Origin of the sequence: Leptospira fainei serovar Hurstbridge str. BUT 6 (assembly GCF_000306235.2) — a bacterium.
Taxonomy (GTDB): domain Bacteria; phylum Spirochaetota; class Leptospiria; order Leptospirales; family Leptospiraceae; genus Leptospira_B; species Leptospira_B fainei.
Map to the genome: position 1 here is coordinate 188,667 of NZ_AKWZ02000010.1, position 20,339 is coordinate 209,005.

A 20,339-nucleotide genomic window follows, 5' to 3' on the forward strand; every position below is an offset into this window, starting at 1 on the left:
CTTTCCCTCCTCGCCGTATCAAATATTATAATTCAGAATGAACGTGTTTCGCCGAATTCGACCTCTTTTCTACGGATTCCTGCCGATCTTTCTGTTCAATTTCTCCTTCTTCTACCTTTCACAGACCCGGATTTCCGTTTCTTCCCATCCAAACGGCCAGTTCAAATCCGCTTCTACCAAATCTTCCCCGATTAAAAAAGCTCTCCGACTCTTTCAGGATGAAGAAGAGGACGACGGCATCAATTCGGTCTGGATACCCGATTCCGCCGAATACGATTCGGAAAATACGAATTCCGAGTTTCAGTCTTTCCGAGTCCCCTCTCCGATCAAATATGGATCGGCTGTCTACAGTTCTTATTATCTACTTTCCGAGCTCCTTTTAAATATTCCACCGCCTAGCAAAGCCTGACATTCGAATCATATTGTCGGACTTCGTCGCAAATTTCGGACGGAGTCGTCTAGGAGCTTTATTTAATGCACTCATACAAATGCGCCGTTATATTTGCGACGGCAACTTATCTTTTTTTAACGATTACAGGTCCACGGAACGTAAATCCCTCCGTTCCAAAACTCGAATCCACTGAGGTTCTTGAACAAAATTCCCGAGAAGATATGACTTTTCTTTTAAAAAGAAAATTAAGCCTAAGAGAAGCGGAAGAATTATTCCTTAAAAATAATCTCTCTCTCATTTCTTCCAAATTCGAAATAGAAGCGAAAAAGGCCGAAATACTGCAAGCCGGATTATGGGATAACCCGAACATTGCGATCGATCAGAACGTCTACAATCCCGGGACCGGAAAATATTTCGATACGACTAAGAACGGTGAAACAGCGATTCAAATCCAGCAGTTATTCTTGATGGCCGGCAAAAGAGACAAACGAATACGACTCGCGAAGTGGAACAAGGAAATTTCGGAACAGATATTCTACGATACTTTACGTTCTCTTAAATTAGAACTTAGAACTACGTTCTTCCAATTGTATTTCGCAAGACAATCCGTCGAATTCTATAAAGAAAGTATACCGTCCATCAGAAAAACGATTTCCGGCGCGGAAAACGTATACCAAAATCGGAATATTCTTCTTTCCGAATTATTAAGGTTAAAATCCTTGCTATTTCGCCTCGAGAACGATAGATCGAAAATAGCCCAGATCGTTTATGAAAAGGAAGCCGCCTTGAAGGTCCTGCTAAACGAACAAAGTACGCTCGAATACGAGATATTCCCTGAATTTACGGAGCATGCGGATTCGGAATATTCGATCCATTCCCTGGATGCGAAAGAGATGATAAAGTCGGCAATCGAGCATCGGCCCGATCTTAAAAGTCTCGAGCTATCCGTAAAAGCCGAACAAACCAATCTTTCTTTGCAAAAGGCGATGGTTATTCCGGATTTATCGTTGGGAGGAAGCTGGGACCGGGCCGGAAATTATATCAATAACTACTACGGATTTACGGTATCCACTTCGATACCCCTTTTTGACCGAAACCAAGGAAACATCAAATCTTCTGAAATGATACTCAATTCGAGGAAAGTCGCGTATGAGGAACAACTTTTAAAAGTGAACACGGAAGTTCGAGCAGCCTTGGAAATCGCGAGAGATAAGGAGCGATTATTAAAGAATTACAGAAATTCGTTCACGAAAGATTACAAAAGTTTGGCCGGGCTAATGATAGAAAATTACAGAAAGAAATATATCACTATATTGGAATTTGCCGATTTTTTCGAATCCTATAGCGACAGCACTCTCAACATGATCCGACTTCAATCGGATCGCATCGAAGCTGCCGAATCTCTGAATTTTTCGATCGGAAAAACGGTTACGGAATTAGGCAAATGACGACCTATATATATAAAATATATTCTGAATTTATAAATAATAAAAATAGAATTCTTTTTATCTCACTGATTTCTTTTTTTGGTATCGGCTACTACTGCTTTCCGGATAAAAAAGGAAAGGATATTTGGCGACAGGAACAAAATCGAGCCCCCAAAATATCGGAGAAAGGGAATCTGATTTCTTTTCCGACCGATTATTCGGGCTTATCTAGATTTTCGTATATTACCGTCGGGACCGGGAACGCGTCCTTTTCAGTCATCGCCCCTGCAAGAGTCGTCGCCAGCATCAAAACGTCCGTTAACTCGGGAGAAAAGATCGTTCTTTTCGATTCCCCGGAGAATACGCAGCTTTTCTCGGAGTACAAAAGAAACAGAGCGACGGTAATCAAAGGACTCAAGGATCTCCTAAGAGTACGGGATATGTACGCAAATCAGGCCGCTACCGGTCGGGACGTGACTGAAGCGGAGTCGAACTTTGCAGTTACAAAAGCGGAAGCGGACGAGTCGGAATCAAAGCTAAGAACGATCGGCCTAAATCCGAAAGAGCTAGATAACGTAAAGGGGCCCGCTCTTTGGTTAATATGCGATGTTCCGGAATCTCAGTTAAGCGAAGTGCAAAAAGGAGAAGAGGTTCGAATTCAATTTTCCTCCTTCCCCGGTAAAATTTTTATCGGACATGCGGAGGCGATAGGCGATGCGATCGATCCCGTTTTAAGAACCGTAAAAGTAAGGGTAACGATTAAGAATCCCAAAGAAAAGATTCTCCCCGGTATGTATGCAAAAGTGGATTTCGGCGATCCTCACACTTCCGTCATTTTGCTCCCCAACAAAGCGATTCTTACGGTAGATGAAAAACATTATGTTTTTATAAAGGAAGGAACGGGATCGTTTCGTCGACGCCAAGTCGTATTAGGGACGTCGGGAGAAAACAGTACGATCGTAACGGACGGTCTTTCAGTCGGTGAAACGATTTTGATCGATGGTGTAATTTTACTGAAAGGGTTAAGCTTCGGGTTTTAAATATGATTGAACGACTCATCGATGCATCCTTAAAAAATAGGATCCCCACACTCACACTGGCTATCGCGATCATCTGCTTCGGAATTTGGTCCTGGATTACCCTTAAGAAAGAAGCTTATCCTGACGTGGGAGATACTCAAGTTACCGTAATAGCGCTTCTCCCCGGGAAAGCGGCTTTAGAAGTCGAACGAAGAATCACGTTGCCTTTGGAAAGAGGATTAAATTCGGTTCCTTACGTTTTAACTCGTCGATCCAAAACGATTTTCGGACTTAGCGTGCTTCAATACGTTTTCGAAGAAGGAGTCAGCGATTTTGTCGCAAGACAGCTACTTTTGGAGAGACTGCAAGCCATCGAACTTCCTGCGGAGGCCAACGTTTCTCTTGCGCCTCTTACCGGGCCAGTCGGCGAAATTTATCGGTATACGATAGAGGCTTCGGAAAATTGGACGCCGATGGATTTGAGAACCTTGCAGGATTGGGTGGTCGTTCCTGCTTTACGACAAACTCCGGGAGTGGCGGATATTCTGAACTTTGGAGGCTTAGAAAAGCAATATCATATCATCACTTCTCCGAATCGGTTATTGCGTTACGATTTGAGCCTGCCGGATCTGCTTGATGCGATTCGATCCAATAACAGGAATACGGGAGGAAACGTACTTACTAGAGGTGATCAAGGTTTCATCGTCCGGGGATTGGGCGCGATACAAACAAAAGAAGATATTCAGAATATAGTGGTAACCGCAGTTTCAGGAACTCCGATTTACGTCGAAAACTTGGCGTCCGTGGAAGAATATCCGAGACGGCCGGATGGAATTTTCAATTACGCCCTTCGCAATCCCGTAACGGGTGAACTAAGAACAAGAGATTCCGGAATCCAAGGAATCATTGCTATGCGTCGCGGAGAGAATCCGTCGGAGATAATCGAAAGGGTTTACGAAAAAATCCGATATATCAACGCCAATCTGCTTCCGCAAGGCGTGAGATTGATTCCGACCTACGACAGGACCGAATTGGTGGACTATACCGTACAAACCGTTCGAAGTACGTTATTCGAGGGAGTAAGTATCGTAATACTCGTCCTCATATTCTTTCTAGGAAACGTACGGACGGCCGTCGTGGTCGCAAGCATGATACCGGTCTCGCTACTCTTCGCTTTTATCATGATGAAACTAACCGGAATCCCCGCCAATCTACTATCCCTGGGCGCGATCGATTTCGGTATCATCGTCGACGGCGCGGTTGTAATGGTGGAAAATATCTATCGGAGATATTCACATGCTAAACGATCGTCCGAAGCCGGGATCGGATTCTCGGAATTATTAAGTATTACTCGTTCGTCCACAATCGAAGTCGGACGGGAAATTTTCGTTTCCATCACGATCATCATCTTCGCTTATCTCCCGATTTTCACTTTTCAAAGAGTGGAAGGGAAACTATTCTCTCCCATGGCCTTTACCTTGTCGTTTGCGATCATCGGGAGCCTTTTGTTCACTCTTACACTGATTCCGGTGTTGATGTGTTTATTCTACAGGGTTAAAATGGAATCCCCATATTCTAAGAAAATGGAATGGAACAATCCGATATTAGATTGGATAAAATCCGTTTATCATTCCTTGCTCTCTCGACTATTGCGTTCCTCCGAAAAAGTCGTGATTTATTCCTTATCTGTCGCTCTGATCATAAGTACATTCGGATATTATAAATTAGGAACGGAATTTTTGCCGGATTTGGACGAGGGGTCGATCAATATACGCTGTTTCTTTCCGGTCGGAATAAATCTTAAAAGTTCGGAACAATATCTTCCGGTAATTAGGGAATCGATACTGAAACAGGAACAGGTCGTGTCGGTCTTAAGTCAGCTCGGACGAAACGATGAAGGAACCGATCCCTACGGGCCGAATCGATTGGAAATTCTAGTCGGATTAAAAAATTACGACTTATGGCGGGAAAGGATAACAAAAAAGGAACTCCTTCAAAAATTGAAAGCCGGCCTGCAAGAAGACCTTCCTGGAGTTCAATTCGTATTCTCTCAACCGATCCTGGATAATGTGACTGAAGCCGTGACGGGTAGTGTCTCCGATTTGGCGATACTTGTAAACGGAGAAGATTTGGGCCTTCTCAGAAATCATGCAAAAAAAATACTAGAAATCGTTCGAGACATTCCCGGCGCAACCGAATCCGGGTTCGAGCAGGAGTCGGACCAGGCACAATTGACTGTTACTATCGACAGAAAAAAGTCGGCTCGTTTTGGAATCAACGCATCAAACATACTTGATACGTTAGAAGCCGCGATCGGGGGAAGCGAAGTCGGAACATTATACGAAGGTTCGAAGAGATTCGACATCATGGTTCGGTATTCCACGGATTTCCGCTCCTCTCTAGAATCGGTCAAAAACCTTTTAGTAACCTCTCCTACGGGAGGAAGAATACCGTTAAGCGAATTGGCTTCTATCGAGCTAAAAGACGGGCCTACTATCATCCAAAGACAGGATGGAAAGCGACAGATTTCCATTCGAACAAATATTCGCGGGCGGGATCAGGGAGGATTTGTTGAAGAAGCTAAGAATAAGGTGGAGAAATCAATTCCTCTCCCGGAAGGAATCAGCATTCGATGGGGCGGGCAATTCGAAAATCTAACCAGAGCAGTATCTAGATTGCGAATCGTAATCCCTGCGACGCTTCTCGGAATTTTCTGCATATTGCTAGGAATATTCCGAAAGCCACGTTATGCTCTATTGGCTATGTCCGGAGTTCCTCTTTCTATTGCGGGAGGGATCTTAGCTTTGTTAATAAGGGGCGTCAATTTCTCGGTCTCCGCAGGAGTAGGCTTCGTTTCCCTTTTCGGCATCGCCACCATGACCTGCGTTCTATTCGTAACTCGCATGATTCAACTGCAAAAGGAAGATCAAACGAAGACGCTTAGATCGTCCGTGTTAACGGCAGCCGATCTACAATTTACACCGCGAATAATGACGATTCTTTTAGCTTTACTAGGGTTATTGCCTGCCGCAATTGCATCAGGAATAGGATCGGACGTACAGAGACCGTTGGCAACGGTGGTAGTCGGGGGCTTAACGGCGGAATTATTTTCGCTCTTTTTCATCCCCTCCCTTTTTTATCTTATCAATCGGAAACATATCCAAGAGTAGGACGATATTTATTATTATATAATTAAACATGAATATTACTGAATTTTTATATTTATAAAATAACCCAAATTACCTCTTTTGAGGATCCGATCCGAATGCGACGGCTTGCCGAACATGCAAAATCCTCAACTGACTACAGGTAGGCGAATTGTCAGACAGATCCCTTCCTTTTTATTCTCATGTAGATTTAAGTTGATCGTTTGCAAATGAACTTTTCCGCCATGAAGCTCGACTAGTTTTTTTACGACAGACAAACCCAATCCCATTCCGAATTCCTCTTGATCGTAACGTTCATCCATGAACTTGAGTCCCCTATAGAACGGCTCGAAAACGAGATCTTCGTGAAATTCTTGAAGGTAGCCGAGGAAAGGCGGATCATTAATCACCTTCAATTGAATTTCATTTCCGATCTTCAAGACCAGCACCATTATATTCGATTGTTCTGGAGAGTATTTAAGAGCGTTAATAAGAACTTCTCGTATAATTTTTTGAAACCAAACCTTCTTTAGGCGAAGTTTGTTTGATAGAATCTGTAGGTTATCCGATATAAGAAACTTTTGGCCTCGTAATCGAACGGAAGGTTCAATCTCATCGATTAATTCCCGTAAGCAATCTATTAGATCTCCAACCGTTGCGGATTCCTCGACTTTCAGATTTTCCTCAAAAAGGGTCTGTGCCGACGATAAGAATCGGGTAAATTTTCCGGTGCTATCCACGGAATCCGTAAGTAGATCGAAAAGATTTGCTTTGATTTCGACGATTCCTTCGACTTCCTTATGTTTCGCTTTTGCAATTATCATCGATAGAACGCTCATCAAACTCCCGATGCCGGTTCCTTGCATAAGCGTAATGTTAATCTGCTTTATTGCGAGGTCCATCCACGATGATGACGAATAACGATCCTTTAATGATTGCTTCCAGTCGAATATTTCCAGAGCTTTACGGTAAAACTCCATTTCAGCGCCGAACAAATCCTCTCCTCTGACAAGAGCATTTGACTCTCCGAAAGTAGGGGATTCAGGAGCGTCATCTATCGGTAAGAAAAGAGTGAATAATCTGCCTCCTTTAGAATTCGTAGAATCTAAAACCGAGCTAATCGATTGAAATACTTCGTACGAACCGTCTTCTCTTCGTAAACGCTTTAGAATCTCGTAATGTTTAATTTCGCCAACTTGCGCTTTTTTTAGAAACTGTTCTTCATGCTGCTTATCGACGGAATGGATCCAATCAAAATAGCTTTCGGGCAATTCAACATTAGGATCCCGGCCCAACATCGATAGAAACGCTGGGCTAAATTCCAAAATTCTCCCGGACCAATCGGTTATAATTGCGCCGGATGATAGTGTTTGAATGATAGGATTCAGGAATATCTCTCCCTATTAAAGAATTACGGAAACAAAGTTGCTATACCGTGATACAAGCAATCAATTAAAAAAGGTCACAAGAGAATGTCGTTTGATGCTTCTCTCCAATTCCCTAAGGTATTCGTGTTATAGACGTTCGATCGTTTTTCTTTCAAAATCCATCCTTTCACGACGTACAAAGACAATATTTTTGATTCCCATCGCAAATTCAGGCGACATAGTCATCATCTGCCTGTTGATGATTATAGGGAAGCATTCGAAATAAGCGCCATTTAAAAACGGATCCCATTAGATTCCATTCCGAACAAGATCATCGAACTATACTTAGGCGAATTCACCAAAGACGTCCTACGGACGGAGAAAGGAAAGAATACGAAAATCCTCATCCTTACGACCGAATCAAGCGACGCAGTGAAGAAATTGCTTACGATTTAATCGTGATTGAGGAAGCCGCTTTGGAGAGTTTCAAGCGGCGACCGATTATAAATCCTTAGATTTTCCAGTACAATTTCTTTTTATCTAACACGTATAAAATTCCGAACCAAAGAATCACGTTACTCAACGCATATGCTAAAGACGCGAATTCCAGCGATGGAGCCCAGACTACAAATCCTTTTTGAAACAGAAACGTCTTGAGGCTTATCGATTCTACGGAATTTTCGATAGTGATTAAGTTCAAGACTCTGGCCCAAATTCCCGATGCAAAGAATACGAGAATCGCGTTCCGACCGAAAGGAATCCAAGGCGCGAATACTAAATCTCTGTTTTTCATAGAAATCGATTCGAGAAAAAGAAATAGAGCCAGCAAGAGAGCGGCTAACCCTCCAGTCCATAATACATAGCTTGAAGTCCAGAGACTTTTGTTCATCGGAAAGAACTGATGCCAAATCCACCCTACAGCCATAATTACGATCGCAGCAATGCAGAAATTAAATGCAGTTTTTTGAATGTTCCTTTTCGTATCGGAATCCTTTTTCAAACCCTCTCCAAAAAACGTTCCTAACAACGTAGTGGCAACTGCGCTGAAAGAACTAAGTAAACCCTCCGGATCCCAGGTTTTAGAGGATTTCCAGAGATGATTTTCTCCGAAAACAATTCGATCCAGCCAAGCCCCCCAATCCTTTCCGGGCGACAAACTCGCTGAATCAGAACTGGGCGGCGGAACGAATCCTAGTAAGATCCAATATCCCAAGAGAATCGATAAGCAAATCGTTATGCGAATACGGAAATTTGTGGAACGGTAGATAATCGCGGAAATGAAATAGACCAACCCGATTCGCTGAAGCACTCCGGGAATTCTCAATCGGTCGAAACTCCACTCTCCGAACCAATGCAAGAACAGTCCGATTATAATTAGGAGCGAAGCCCGTTTCAGGATTTTAAAAAAAGTTCCCCCGTTCCCGACTGCGGAAAACGGAATCGAAACACCGACCGAAAAGAGGAAAAAAGGAAAAACTAAATCGGTCGGTGTGCACCCAAACCACTTCGCGTGTCTCAGCGGTAAATAAATAGCCGACCAGGACCCCGGATTATTTACGAGAATCATGCCGGCAACGGTAAATCCTCGCAACGCATCGATGGATAAAAGTCTCTTACTGACGGACAAGTCGTTTAATGATTCTTGTTTCACGAAATGTATTTCGTTTCTGATTTTCACCAAAGAGAGCGATGAAATTCGGTAAAACCCCAAACATTCTTAAAAGAAATCTCCTTCCCCTGATCCGGTCGGAATGTTCCGGAGAATTTTCCCACAAATTGTCTAAAATACAATTTTGTAAAAATAAGATTCATCTTTTCTCGACGTTCTCCCGCCGGTTTGAATTCCAATCTTAGTCTGCCCGCTTCATCCCATAAACGCCACGGTTTATACGGATCTTCTTGCGAAAAATCGAAAATGCAGCGATCTACTCTTTGCTGCTTCGCATTAATCCAGAAAGCATTCTCGGAAAAGAAACTTTCGTTTACCAATGCGGCAAAATTCGCTCCGATCTTAGTTTTATTGGGTAGAACGGAGGAAAAAGCGGCCCAATACCAATTTGTTTCCCTTCTTAGATATCCGCCCGACCAATCATACACTAAAGTCGATTTATTAGGATCTCTTACTAGTTCCTTCTCTAAGTATCGAACGGAGAGACGGGTCGGCAATAACGGAGAGCATTTCTCAGTGAACGTCCAACGAGTCGGTTCGGACGGGTTCAACACTCTCAAAGGATTGTGCGTGTTTAGAGAATAAGGGAATTCTCCGGAAATCTTGAGCTTTCCGTCGAAATTCGCCTCTAAGGACAAAATTCCTTCGGAATGCGATTTACGAATCTCTAAGAATGATTTCCCTTTCTTAAATTGAATCTGATACTCATCCGGATTCGCCGGGAATTTTAAGGCTAAACCAAGATCCGGCCCTTTAGTATCGAATTCATATACTTTGCCTTCGTCAAAGCGATATAGATAAGCGAACACATTATAAGCGTAGCCGAGGCTGACTGCAGCAATTCCGACTATCGAATCCTCCATCAGGAGACCGAGATAATTGAATGTATGGAATGAAAATCGCCTTTTTAATCCTGTAATCTCCTTTCCGAAAAAATCCAGAAGGCGGAAATCGCTATGATTAAATTCGATCGGAGTTTCCCATACGCCGTACCGAACTTGATTATCGGGCCCGATGATTTTGTTCATATGTCCGATCGAGTTTTGAGGCTCTGGCGGAAAAATCAATGGATTTCCGACTCACCCGGCAAATCTGCTTTACTTTTCGCTTTTTCCTCCGAGTATAGACATACCAAGCGTTAGGAAAAAAAGCAAAGCCATCCTATGGGAGAAGTCCAGAGCAAGCACCCAAGTAGCAGCGATCTGCTCGAGCCTTCAGATCTCAAAACCTTAAAAGACAAGAAGACTTCGCGGGAAATTTCTCTCCTGCTATATCGGGTACTCTTTCGTTCGGAAGAGGCAGGAACCGGGGCGATTAAGATCGTTAAAGAACCGTTTATCCGCACTCATTCCAATCATCCCGAACAATTCCCCATACTCGACCGAACCAAATTCGTAAGGGATATGATCTCCTACTTTAAAGCCTCCACCGTTCTCCCGCCGGAAAAACTAGAGTCTTTTTTTATCGGAATTCACGCCGCCTTTCAAAGTGAGATCCGTTATTTACTAGGTAAAACGACTCAATTCACGTTCGACATCATGTTTCAGGTGATAGAGTCGATTCTTCAAGAGATGAATCATCCCGAAGATCAACGGACTGTGGACGTAAAAGACCGTGAGATCATTTTAAAACACTTTCGAGCTTATAATGATCTTTCAAAAGTTTTTAACAAAATGGGTACGTCCAAAGCGGTGATCGATAAAAAGGACGAGATCATAACGGATATTTCGATCGCACATAAGGATATAACGATCATCTCCATAGAGAATATGTTTCGAAACATATTGGCTCAAATATTACTCTCAAGAAAATACAATTGCGGAACTCTGATCGATAAGTGGTCGAACGAATATGGATTCGGGCCGGAGCAGGCGCATTCGATGCGGACTTATATTTCGGAAGCCGCCACTCTTACGGATTTTCGAACTCAGTATGCGAATGCGCTGAGAGCGATCAAACCTGAGAACGAGATGGACCTGATGTTTTTACGGACGCTCTCCAATTATTACTCTTCCTGGGTCACTCAAGTTTCCGAACAAATCCCGGCTTAATTCGCATGAATCGTTTTTTTGTCGCCTTGGCTAAAACGGCAAATCCTTAATAACGCTATTTTTCTCGATCCAAAAAGAGTTTGAATTTTATTCCGACCCTCTCGAAGATTTATATCTGGAAATCTGAAGACGAAGATCGTATCAAGCATCTATCTATGAAACCGAAGAAAGATAATACTGATTCCAAAAAGAAGATGGAGTTCGGAACCGAAGCGGTAGCGGAAGTCTTTTATAATTACCCGGAAAGAATGCGGACCAAACTTCTTTTCTTGAGGCAATTGATTTTCGATACGGCCGCGAAGACGGAAAGCGTCGGCCCTCTGGAAGAAACCTTAAAATGGGGAGAACCCAGCTATCTAACATCCCAGACTAAAAGCGGAAGTACTATCCGTATTCATCATAGGGAATCCCAAGGAGATGAATACGGAATTTACTTTAATTGTCAGACAAGTCTGATCGCACAATTCAAAAAGAAATACGGCAAGAAGTTTCACTTCGAGGGAAATCGAAGTATCATTTTTAAACAGAACGAACCTATCCCGGTTAAGGAGCTGCAAGATTGCATCTCTTTAGCCTTAACGTATCATCGCAGTAAATCGAACCATTGAGAAAATCCGCCTTTCTTTCAATTTGAGATAAGGAAAACTAATTGTAACGAAAGAATAAAATCGCTACAATTAATCTCCTGCAGGATATGCGAAAAAGCTCCGTATCTCCGCTTCAAAGCGAATCTTCTGAAAATGATAGGAGAGCAGATCGATGTTAAGAGAAGAGTTTTATAGAACTGCAAGTAAGTATTCCGAATTAAAAGGCGTAATCGACGCTTTATGGACCGAAATCAATTTAAACTATTCTGAAAGCCACAGACATTATCATACACTTGCACATCTAAGCTCCTTTCTGGAAAGATTGAAGACCGTAGAGACAAGAATTCAAGATTGGGACAGCATGCTATTGGCGATGTTTTATCACGATATTATCTATGATCCTAAAGATTTCCGAAACGAAGAAAATAGCGCAGGACTGGCGGAAGAGAGATTAACCCGGATCAACGCGCCGAAGCTGCTTATCTTTAAGGTTAAGGACCTCATTCTCGCCACCAAAATACACAGAGCCCAGGATGATCCGGATATCCGTTATTTTTTAGATTGCGACTTATCGATTTTAGGCGCGAACAAATCCGAATACCTGCAATACGCCCGAAGCATTCGAAACGAATATAAGGAATATTCCGACGAAGAGTATTCTTCCGGTAGGAAAAAGGTATTGGAATACTTTTTACAAATGGAACGGATCTTTAGTAGTCCGGAATTTTTTGAGACCTTCGAGACGCAAGCTAGAGCTAATTTAAGTTCCGAACTCGAAGAATTAGGATAGTCTTTTGTTATCCAAGCCTCTTTAGGGAAAAGCCCAAGCAATAGCAGGCGCCGGCTAGCACAAAATGGTATATATCGACTTTTAAAATACCGGCCGCCTCCCCTGCCGTTCCGATCGCAAGACCGGCAAGAATGAATAATAAAGACCCGAGAATTCCGTACATTGCGGCTGGTTTGTGAGCACCATTATATCGCTTAACACAGGAGGCGATGATAGTTATAAAAGACACTGCTCCTATGAATGTGGAGTAACCACCTAAACCCATCCAACGATCGACTAACGACATCAAAACGAGAAAGAGAGAGATCGTAATCCAATTCCTACGGCTGATTCTTCCGAAAGTTCCGCTAAAAAAAGCAAGACCGATCCAAGGAACTCCAACCTCGGCTGCAAATCTAATCACTATTCTATAGATAGGTTCGATTACCGAAACCCCTGCAAAAAATAAACTCCCGAGAGCGGCGCCGATAGCGATGGAATAAAATCCCCAGGCCCCGCTTTGTTTATTCCAGTTCCCGTGAAGCCGGAATCCCGTCCAAGCAGCAAAGGCGGCCAGGATAAAATCGGATATAACTGTGCTGGTTTGCATGAGGGGTATTGAACAAAAGACTCGATAAATTGCAAGTCCGATTGAGACTTCTTTCGCTCTAGGATATATCCGGATTCAAAATAAACATTCATTCGGAATCAGTGTGGTTTCCAATCGAACCGAATCGATTCGGAGCAGTCTAATTTCCCGTATGTCAAAACCACCCTTAACGCAATCGATTCAACTGAATAACGGAATACGGATGCCGGTTATAGGCCTCGGAGTCTGGAAAACTAAATCGGGAAAGGAATGCAGAGACGCGGTTAACTGGGCTCTCGAAGCAGGTTATCGTCATATCGATACCGCAAAAATTTATGGAAACGAGCAGGATGTCGGCGCGGCAATCAAGGAAAGCGGAATCCTTAGAAATGAAATCTTTGTGACCACTAAATTATGGAATTCCGACCAAAAGGAACCGCGCAAAAATTTGGAAATTTCCTTAAAGAGTTTAGGTTTGGATTCGATCGATTTATATCTAATTCATTTTCCCGTCGCAGGAACAAGAAAGCAAGCGTGGAGAGAGTTGGAAAAACTTTATGATGAAGGTTTGGTAAAATCCATAGGAGTCAGCAATTACACGATTTCTCATTTAGAGGAACTCCTTCCGAAAGCGGAAATCATTCCTGCGGTAAACCAAGTGGAATTCCATCCCTTCTTGAATCAAAAAGAATTGGCTGCTAAATGCAAGGAGAACGGAATTATCTTAGAAGCATATAGTCCCCTAGCCCACGGGAGAAAAATTAACGATCCAAAATTAGTCTCGATTGCTCGAAAAATCGGGAAGACTCCGGCGCAAGTTTTGATTCGCTGGGCGATCGATAAAGGATTTGTCGTAATTCCCAAATCGGTAAAAAAAGAACGGTTGGAAGAAAACGCGCAAGTATTCGATTTCTCCTTATCTGAAAGCGAACTGCAAGAAATGGAATCCTGGAATGAAGATTTCAGAACATGTTGGGATCCGACAGACGCCTGATCCTTCCGGCCGAGTCAGGCGAAAAAAGATTGACATTTGAGAATAGCCGTCGTCTAAATATAGATAGTTCATTCTTAAACTAATATGGGAAGTCATTTCAAAGGAAAGCCGAGAGACGTCAAGATCCTAGATGCGTATATCAAGTTAGGTCGTTGCACCGATTCGATCCGCTCTATGGAAGATAAAGTCTTGAGTCAGTTCGGCTTGACGAGCGGTCAATTTGGCTGTTTGGAAACTTTGCATCACCTCGGTCCGATGTGTCAGAAAGAAATCGGACAGAAGATTTTTTCCTGCGAGGGGAATATCACTCAAATCGTGGATAACCTTGAAAAAAGAGGACTTGTCCAACGAGTTCGAAGTGAGGAAGATAGAAGATACTTTATCGTCAATCTTACCGACTCCGGAAAAGAACTTATCTGCAAGGTTTTCCCTTCTTACTTAGAGCATCTTAAAGATCGAATGTCTCCCCTTTCCGATGATGACTTAAAACAACTGGGACAAATCTGTAAGACCGTCGGTCTTCGGGACCTTTAAAGGATAGGAGGAGCCAATGTTTTTTGGATTTTTCGGACCATTACTTTAATATTAAACTATACAACAATAGATTATATACTATCAAATCATTTGGAGGATTTTGATATGATCGAAAGAATTTTTAAAACCGATAAAGACATAACGTCTTTTATTTTGCGAATCGTATTAGCCGTCGTGTTTTTCCCGCATGGAGCGCAAAAAGTATTGGGCTGGTTCGGAGGTTACGGGTTTTCAGGAACGTTAGGCTTCTTTGCCGCGCAAGGAACTCCTACGCTACTCGTTCTTCTTTTGTTTGCAGCGGAATTTCTCGGTCCGATCGGTCTCGTACTCGGGCTAATGACAAGAGTCGCTGCCGCAGGCATTGCGGTCGCAATGTCCGTAGCTTTGTTAGTGCATATTCCGCACGGATTTTTTATTAACTGGGCGGGAAATCAGCAAGGTGAAGGCATCGAATTCCACATCCTAGCGATCGCGATTTCGATCGCACTTCTAATCAAAGGATCAGGTTGGGCATCGATCGACGGAATTATCGCTAACGGAAAATAAAATTTTAAAATATAAAACGCCGACATATTGATGCATTAGGATACGAAAACGCTATCCGTCGAATTGCTGCATACCTAACTACCGAAATTTTGAGGGCCATGAGCCCTCTTTTTTTTCTCATGTGTTCCGTCCTGACATTTTTTCCTCAATTAAGTGACATTAGTCAAAAAGGGTTAATAAACAACATACTATATATTAAGAAACCTGCAATTCCTGATGAAAATCAAAAATAGAATATCTCCTATTCGTTCTTATTTTTTTATCCTATCTTCATCGGAAAGCAAAAAGGAATATTTTTCGGTTCAAAGATAGTCTATTATTGCTGATTATGAAGCGAAGAAAGAAGTCTGGGGTTTTGAACCGGATCCGCCGATCCGTTTCGGATTATGTTGCGCCGGATGAATCGATTCGCGACGGTCTACCGTTTTGGCGTGAATTAGTTCTTTCTTCCTTGATTTTAGCGATGACCATATTGGGAACGGTCGCATACATTCCGAGCACGTTATTGGCATTGGAAGAATCACGAACGTCGGTTATATTCATAAACTCGTTCGCAGTACTTTTAATTTATATTTTATTCCTAGGGAAAAAATTGCCATTTACGGTTCGTTCCTGCGGAGTCCTTTTCTTAAATTTCCTTTTAGGAGCGTCTCTTCTCGTCGCACTCGGCCCGGAAGGAGGAGGAATGATATGGCTATTTCCATTCCCGGTTCTCACCGGTGTTTTATTCGGTATAATTCCCTGCCTTTTTGCTCTCTTCGGAAATTTTATAGCGATTATAGTCACTTCCTTCGCACTATCGCAATTTCAATTAACGTGGGCCATGCCTCAGGATAGATTCTTTGTCGTAGGATTTAACTTCCTGATCTCGAATGCGATCGTTTGTCTTTCACTTACGGTTTTAATGCTGGGATTGCAGCAAAATATAGAAAGAAAAAACAACTTATTGGATAATTTAAAGAAAAGGCGCGCCCAAATCGCGAGATCCAAGAAGCATCTGGAATCGGAGATAATCCAAAGAGGGGATGTCGAAAAACGATTAGCGGAACACTTGAAGGAAAAAGAAGTTCTTTTGCAGGAAATCCATCATCGGGTAAAGAACAATCTTCAAATCGTTTCAGGAATGCTGAATCTACAAAACTTATATACGCAGGATCCGCAAGCGATCGAAGTCCTGGAAAAGGCACAAGATCGAATTCGGGCCATGGCGCTGATACACGATCATCTTTATCAGCAAGGGAAATTCTCCACCGTGTTCATGAACAAATATTTGGAATCTTTAATAAACCATCTGATCGTTTCGCAAGCTCCACCGGGCAATCGAATCCGGTTCGAGACGGAATGGGAACAGATCCTAATTCCGATGGAAAAAGCGATTCCTTGCGGGCTGATAGTAAACGAACTCATTTCCAATTCGCTTAAACACGCATTCCCTAACGGGCGTGAAGGGAAAATCACCGTTCGACTGGAAGAGACTCAGGATGGATTAGCTCTTTGCGTTGGGGATGACGGAGTCGGGCTCCCCGAAAATTCCTCCGCGTTTTCATTTCTATCGGCAGGAAGAATGCCGATAGCCGACGGAGATAGGCACGATTCATTGGGACTGATGATCATTCAATCCTTAGCGGGGCAGCTGAAGGCGAAATTAAAAATAGTACCTTCCGAAGGAACTTGGATTCGACTCGAATTTTCCAGGTTTTAAACCGATCGACTATTTTGCATTCCACTCAAAGGGCCTAGTTTCTTCATGTCCGACTTGTAAATAATAAAATCCTGTTCACCATATTTTCTACGTCTAATCTATATAAAATGAACGAAGTAAAACACGACAAACAATCCCGTAACTTTACATTGATCGAAGATGGATTAGAGGCTCGCTTGGATTACAGTGAAATCGGAAAAGGAATTTGGAATCTGACTCATACTTTCGTTCCCGGCAGTTTGCGCGGGAAAGGGTTAGCATCCGTTCTGGTGAAGGCGGCTTTAGAAGAAGCGCGAAAATCCGACAAAAAAATCATTCCGTCTTGTTCCTATGTTGAAACTTTTCTGAAACGAAATCCCGATTATTCCGATTTAGTAAGTAAATGATCCATCATATTGCGATCGCGACCGATCATCCGGATTTGCTAAAAATCTTTTACGACCGCTTGCCGGGTATAGAATTTGAAAAGGATAATTTGCTTTCCGACGGATCGATTCGATCCACCTGGTTTAGATGCGGAGAAGCCTTGATCATGATCGAACGGGAAGAATTTCGTAAAGGTCCTCAAGCCTTAGTCTTCGACGCAAAGTCCTCCGATATTAAGAAGCAGATTGAAATGCAATTGGGGGATAAGATCGAAGACAGAACGGAATACACTATTTACCTGCGAGACCCGGACGGGAACCGGATCGGATACAGTTCCTATCCGAATCCTTGGACTACGCAATAGTCTTCGGGAAATTGCGTCGGTTTTTAGGAAACCATTCCTTTAGCTGCGAGATAAGAAGTCGTCCAAGCATTCTGAAAATTGAATCCTCCGGTAACTCCGTCTATATCCAAAACCTCGCCGGCAAAATGGAGTCCTCGAACCAGACGGCTTTCCATCGTTTTAAAGTCCACCTCTTTGCGCCGAATTCCCCCGCACGTCACGAATTCTTCCTTAAACGCCCCTTTGCCTTCGATTTGCAGTACGCTTCTTTTCAGAATTTCCTCCACATCGTGCATTTCCTTCGATGAAATTTCGGACCAACGTTTGTCTCCGACTTTCCCCCAAACTCTTTCCCAAAACCTCGAAGCAAATTGGAACTCCGGATTCACTGACGGTCTACGCGAGGGATTTTTTTGCTTCAATCTTTTCAAAACCTCTCGAACCTCTTCTCGGGATCTATCCGGTATCCAATCTACGAGTAAAGTCGTTCGATATTCGCAAGCCGCAAGTTCCCTTGCGGCCCAAGCTGAAAGTTTTAGAACGGAAGGTCCGCTTAATCCCCAATGAGTGATCAATATCGGCCCTTTCTGTTTCAATTTAAATTCGGGTAGAGTCACTTCCACTTCGGGAAGAGACAATCCTTGCAATCCCTCTATTAAAAAATCGGAAATTTCAAACGTGAATAAGGAAGGAGCCGGAGTTTCGATCGTATGGCCCATATTTTTGGCCCAATCCCAAGCTTTTCGCGAAGAGCCCGAAGCCAGTAGAACTTTATCAAACTCTTCTTCCCCGTCCTCCCATTTTACGAGAAAACTATTTTTTGATTCGTTCTGACGAGGATATATTCCCAGCACGGGAACTTTCGTACGAATTACGACTCCGCTATGTTTCGCTTCCTGTAATAGACAGTCCACTATCGTTTCGGAATCGTCAGTGATCGGAAACATTCTGCCGTCGACTTCCGTTTTAAGACGAACACCTCGACGCTCAAACCAATCGATCGTATCCTTCGGCTGAAAACTTTCGAACGCGTGCCGCAGCTCCTTTCCGCCTCTAGGATAACGTTTTGCTAATTCTTCCGGTTCAAAGCAAGCATGCGTAACGTTGCATCTGCCTCCTCCGGAAATTCTAACTTTCGATAGAACATTCGGTGATTTTTCGAGTAACATTACCTCGCAGCGTTCACCGGATAACTGACGACTTTGAATCGCGCCGAAAAAGCCAGCTGCTCCGCCGCCGATAACCGCAATTTTCCTAGTTTCTATCGAGGACGGCAAATTTTTCTCCGGCCTTTGTTTTTAGTACTGAAACGAATTTTCAAAACAAGACCTAATCTTGGGCGCTGATTTCGCCCATTTTTCCCGCAGAATAATCTTCGAACGCTTCTTGAAGTTCGGTCGGCGTATTCATCACGAACGGACCATAACGAGCGACAGGTTCTTGAATAGGGACCCCGCCAAGGATAAGGACTTCCCATTCGAAATCCTGGGGAGCTCTTAATGCAATCGCTCCATCCTCGTTTCCATAATATAAAGTTTCGCCTTCCTGAACCTCTATCTCTCCTTCCGAATCGATCGCAGTTCCGGAGCCGACGAAAGGATATGCGAAACCTGTAAAGCCGTTCGGAATTTGTATTTCTGCCCAGGATCCGGGCGATAGCTTTAAATGAAAAAATACGATAGGAGTTTGGGTCTGTATGATTGCGGACGTTCCCCACAATTCTCCCGCAATAACTTTGGCCCAAACTCCGTTTTTTTCCACGATCGGCAGCTCTTCCGAATTTACTTCCTGGTACCTAGGAGATATTAATTTCCTCTCTTTGGGAAGATTCACCCATATTTGAATCCCGTGCATTCTTCCGCCTTTTTTCCGGAATTCTGCCGAAGGAAGTTCGGAATGAATTAATCCTGAACCGGCGGTCATCCATTGAATTCCTCCCGCTTTAAGGCTTCCGGCATGACCCCATGAATCCTTATGTTCCATTTCCCCGGAAAGAAGATAGGTCACCGTTTCGAATCCTCTGTGAGGATGATCCGGAGCTCCGATCGCTTCTCCCGGTCCGTATATGATCGGCCCCATTTCATCCAAAAGTAAAAACGGGTCCCAATAAGAAAAACCGGCGACGGGAAACGGTCTTCGTACCGGGAATCCACCGCCTTCTATCGTTTTTTCGGCCATTCTCGTTCCGATAATTCGTCTAAAACCCATAGTTTCCTCGATCTTATTTATTGGACTTTGGATCGATAAGTAAAGGGAAGTCTTTTCTCATCCGAGTACATTGAATTTTCATGCTTACGACCACGATTGCGTTCACAGTCCCATCCCCCCTCGCCAAAGCGTTTAACTACGTATCCGACCTGGAAAATTTACCTGAGTGGGAGAGCTATATTCTAGAGTGCAAGAGAGTTCCCGGAACGAATAAATATGAACTTAAAGTGGGGATCGGTTTTTGGAAACTCACATCCTGCTATAATCTGGAAGAGGAAAGATATCCTACAAGATTAGTAATAACGAAAGAAAATCGTTTTTTGCAATTGCGAGATACGTATACCTTTTATCCCGATCCTAAAGGAACCGACACCGACACGAAAATCGTTTTTACGAATCGATTCAGAATTAAGAGACTTGGTTGTCTCTTGAATGTCTGGGCTCATCGAAAGATTCGAGATCGAATATGTAAGGATATGAGAAGTCTCCAAGAGACTTTATCGCAAGGAAAGACGATACGATCTAGAAGCTTTCAAGTCATCAAGAGTTAGGGAATAAATGTGAATTTGTCAAAAAAAGTTTAAATCTTAAAGGCCCATCAAACGTACAAAACCCTTGTTTTTTTGGATAG

At 43.1% G+C, this 20,339-nt stretch carries 20 protein-coding genes; 14 read left to right on the forward strand and 6 right to left on the reverse strand.

Going from position 1 to position 20,339, the window contains the following annotated elements:
- Window positions 1-37 precede the first annotated feature (37 nt).
- From LEP1GSC058_RS09925 to LEP1GSC058_RS09940, 4 genes are all read left to right on the forward strand, one after another.
- On the forward strand, window positions 38-409 hold the full coding sequence (locus LEP1GSC058_RS09925; protein WP_016550489.1) for a hypothetical protein: 372 nt from the start codon (window positions 38-40) through the stop codon (window positions 407-409).
- Window positions 410-612: 203 nt separating this feature from the next.
- Window positions 613-1,839 (forward strand): TolC family protein, encoded by a 1,227-nt coding sequence (locus LEP1GSC058_RS09930; RefSeq protein WP_232224667.1) that lies wholly within the window; start codon window positions 613-615, stop codon window positions 1,837-1,839.
- The gene (locus LEP1GSC058_RS09935; protein WP_016550202.1) at window positions 1,836-2,858 is read left to right on the forward strand and encodes an efflux RND transporter periplasmic adaptor subunit; all 1,023 of its coding nucleotides are present in this window, start codon (window positions 1,836-1,838) and stop codon (window positions 2,856-2,858) included. The genes LEP1GSC058_RS09930 and LEP1GSC058_RS09935 overlap by 4 nt, the downstream gene beginning before the upstream one ends.
- A 2-nt stretch (window positions 2,859-2,860) precedes the next feature.
- Entirely contained in the window at window positions 2,861-6,007 is a 3,147-nt protein-coding gene (locus LEP1GSC058_RS09940; protein ID WP_016550097.1) for an efflux RND transporter permease subunit, read from the forward strand.
- Window positions 6,008-6,132: 125 nt separating this feature from the next.
- Here the strand turns inward: LEP1GSC058_RS09940 and LEP1GSC058_RS09945 are convergent, their stop codons facing one another.
- From LEP1GSC058_RS09945 to LEP1GSC058_RS09955, 3 genes are all read right to left on the reverse strand, one after another.
- The gene (locus LEP1GSC058_RS09945; protein WP_332248598.1) at window positions 6,133-7,377 is read right to left on the reverse strand and encodes an ATP-binding protein; all 1,245 of its coding nucleotides are present in this window, start codon (window positions 7,375-7,377) and stop codon (window positions 6,133-6,135) included.
- A 484-nt stretch (window positions 7,378-7,861) separates the two neighbouring features.
- On the reverse strand, window positions 7,862-9,001 hold the full coding sequence (locus LEP1GSC058_RS09950; protein ID WP_016550777.1) for an acyltransferase family protein: 1,140 nt from the start codon (window positions 8,999-9,001) through the stop codon (window positions 7,862-7,864).
- Between the two features lie 23 nt (window positions 9,002-9,024).
- Window positions 9,025-10,047, reverse strand: a complete 1,023-nt coding sequence (locus tag LEP1GSC058_RS09955) for a DUF2804 domain-containing protein (RefSeq protein ID WP_039948545.1) — start codon at window positions 10,045-10,047, stop codon at window positions 9,025-9,027.
- Window positions 10,048-10,182: 135 nt separating this feature from the next.
- On the opposite strand from LEP1GSC058_RS09955, the gene LEP1GSC058_RS09960 reads away from it, so the two are divergent.
- From LEP1GSC058_RS09960 to LEP1GSC058_RS09970, 3 genes are all read left to right on the forward strand, one after another.
- Window positions 10,183-11,070, forward strand: coding sequence for an LIC_13029 family protein (locus LEP1GSC058_RS09960; RefSeq protein ID WP_016549879.1), 888 nt, complete (start codon window positions 10,183-10,185; stop codon window positions 11,068-11,070).
- 155 nt (window positions 11,071-11,225) lie between these two features.
- The gene (locus tag LEP1GSC058_RS09965) at window positions 11,226-11,678 is read left to right on the forward strand and encodes a DUF1801 domain-containing protein (protein ID WP_016550839.1); all 453 of its coding nucleotides are present in this window, start codon (window positions 11,226-11,228) and stop codon (window positions 11,676-11,678) included.
- A gap of 151 nt (window positions 11,679-11,829) precedes the next feature.
- Window positions 11,830-12,447, forward strand: a complete 618-nt coding sequence (locus LEP1GSC058_RS09970; protein WP_016549613.1) for an HD domain-containing protein — start codon at window positions 11,830-11,832, stop codon at window positions 12,445-12,447.
- A gap of 7 nt (window positions 12,448-12,454) precedes the next feature.
- On the opposite strand, the gene LEP1GSC058_RS09975 is transcribed toward LEP1GSC058_RS09970, so the two are convergent.
- On the reverse strand, window positions 12,455-13,036 hold the full coding sequence (locus LEP1GSC058_RS09975; protein WP_016550600.1) for a DUF6962 family protein: 582 nt from the start codon (window positions 13,034-13,036) through the stop codon (window positions 12,455-12,457).
- 151 nt (window positions 13,037-13,187) lie between these two features.
- On the opposite strand from LEP1GSC058_RS09975, the gene LEP1GSC058_RS09980 reads away from it, so the two are divergent.
- The 6 genes from LEP1GSC058_RS09980 to LEP1GSC058_RS10005 all read left to right on the forward strand — a co-directional run bounded on the left by LEP1GSC058_RS09980 (window position 13,188) and on the right by LEP1GSC058_RS10005 (window position 17,521).
- A complete protein-coding gene (locus tag LEP1GSC058_RS09980; protein ID WP_039948548.1) occupies window positions 13,188-14,009 on the forward strand; it encodes an aldo/keto reductase in 822 nt (273 codons plus the stop codon).
- Between the two features lie 84 nt (window positions 14,010-14,093).
- Window positions 14,094-14,543 (forward strand): MarR family winged helix-turn-helix transcriptional regulator, encoded by a 450-nt coding sequence (locus LEP1GSC058_RS09985; protein ID WP_010570733.1) that lies wholly within the window; start codon window positions 14,094-14,096, stop codon window positions 14,541-14,543.
- Between the two features lie 105 nt (window positions 14,544-14,648).
- Window positions 14,649-15,089 carry a DoxX family protein gene (locus tag LEP1GSC058_RS09990; RefSeq protein WP_016549329.1) on the forward strand — a complete coding sequence of 147 codons (441 nt, stop codon included), beginning with the start codon at window positions 14,649-14,651 and terminating at the stop codon, window positions 15,087-15,089.
- A 355-nt stretch (window positions 15,090-15,444) separates the two neighbouring features.
- Entirely contained in the window at window positions 15,445-16,791 is a 1,347-nt protein-coding gene (locus LEP1GSC058_RS09995; protein ID WP_232224668.1) for a histidine kinase dimerization/phosphoacceptor domain -containing protein, read from the forward strand.
- 107 nt (window positions 16,792-16,898) lie between these two features.
- Window positions 16,899-17,177: a GNAT family N-acetyltransferase gene (locus LEP1GSC058_RS10000; RefSeq protein WP_016550297.1), complete on the forward strand. Its 279-nt coding sequence runs from the start codon at window positions 16,899-16,901 to the stop codon at window positions 17,175-17,177.
- Window positions 17,174-17,521: a VOC family protein gene (locus LEP1GSC058_RS10005; RefSeq protein WP_016549733.1), complete on the forward strand. Its 348-nt coding sequence runs from the start codon at window positions 17,174-17,176 to the stop codon at window positions 17,519-17,521. Before LEP1GSC058_RS10000 ends, LEP1GSC058_RS10005 begins: the two co-directional genes overlap by 4 nt.
- A gap of 23 nt (window positions 17,522-17,544) precedes the next feature.
- On the opposite strand, the gene LEP1GSC058_RS10010 is transcribed toward LEP1GSC058_RS10005, so the two are convergent.
- Entirely contained in the window at window positions 17,545-18,777 is a 1,233-nt protein-coding gene (locus tag LEP1GSC058_RS10010) for a BaiN/RdsA family NAD(P)/FAD-dependent oxidoreductase (protein WP_016550428.1), read from the reverse strand.
- Between the two features lie 52 nt (window positions 18,778-18,829).
- Window positions 18,830-19,708, reverse strand: coding sequence for a pirin family protein (locus LEP1GSC058_RS10015; RefSeq protein ID WP_016550472.1), 879 nt, complete (start codon window positions 19,706-19,708; stop codon window positions 18,830-18,832).
- Window positions 19,709-19,788: 80 nt separating this feature from the next.
- On the opposite strand from LEP1GSC058_RS10015, the gene LEP1GSC058_RS10020 reads away from it, so the two are divergent.
- On the forward strand, window positions 19,789-20,259 hold the full coding sequence (locus LEP1GSC058_RS10020; RefSeq protein ID WP_016549824.1) for an LIC13081 family protein: 471 nt from the start codon (window positions 19,789-19,791) through the stop codon (window positions 20,257-20,259).
- Window positions 20,260-20,339: the final 80 nt, after the last annotated feature.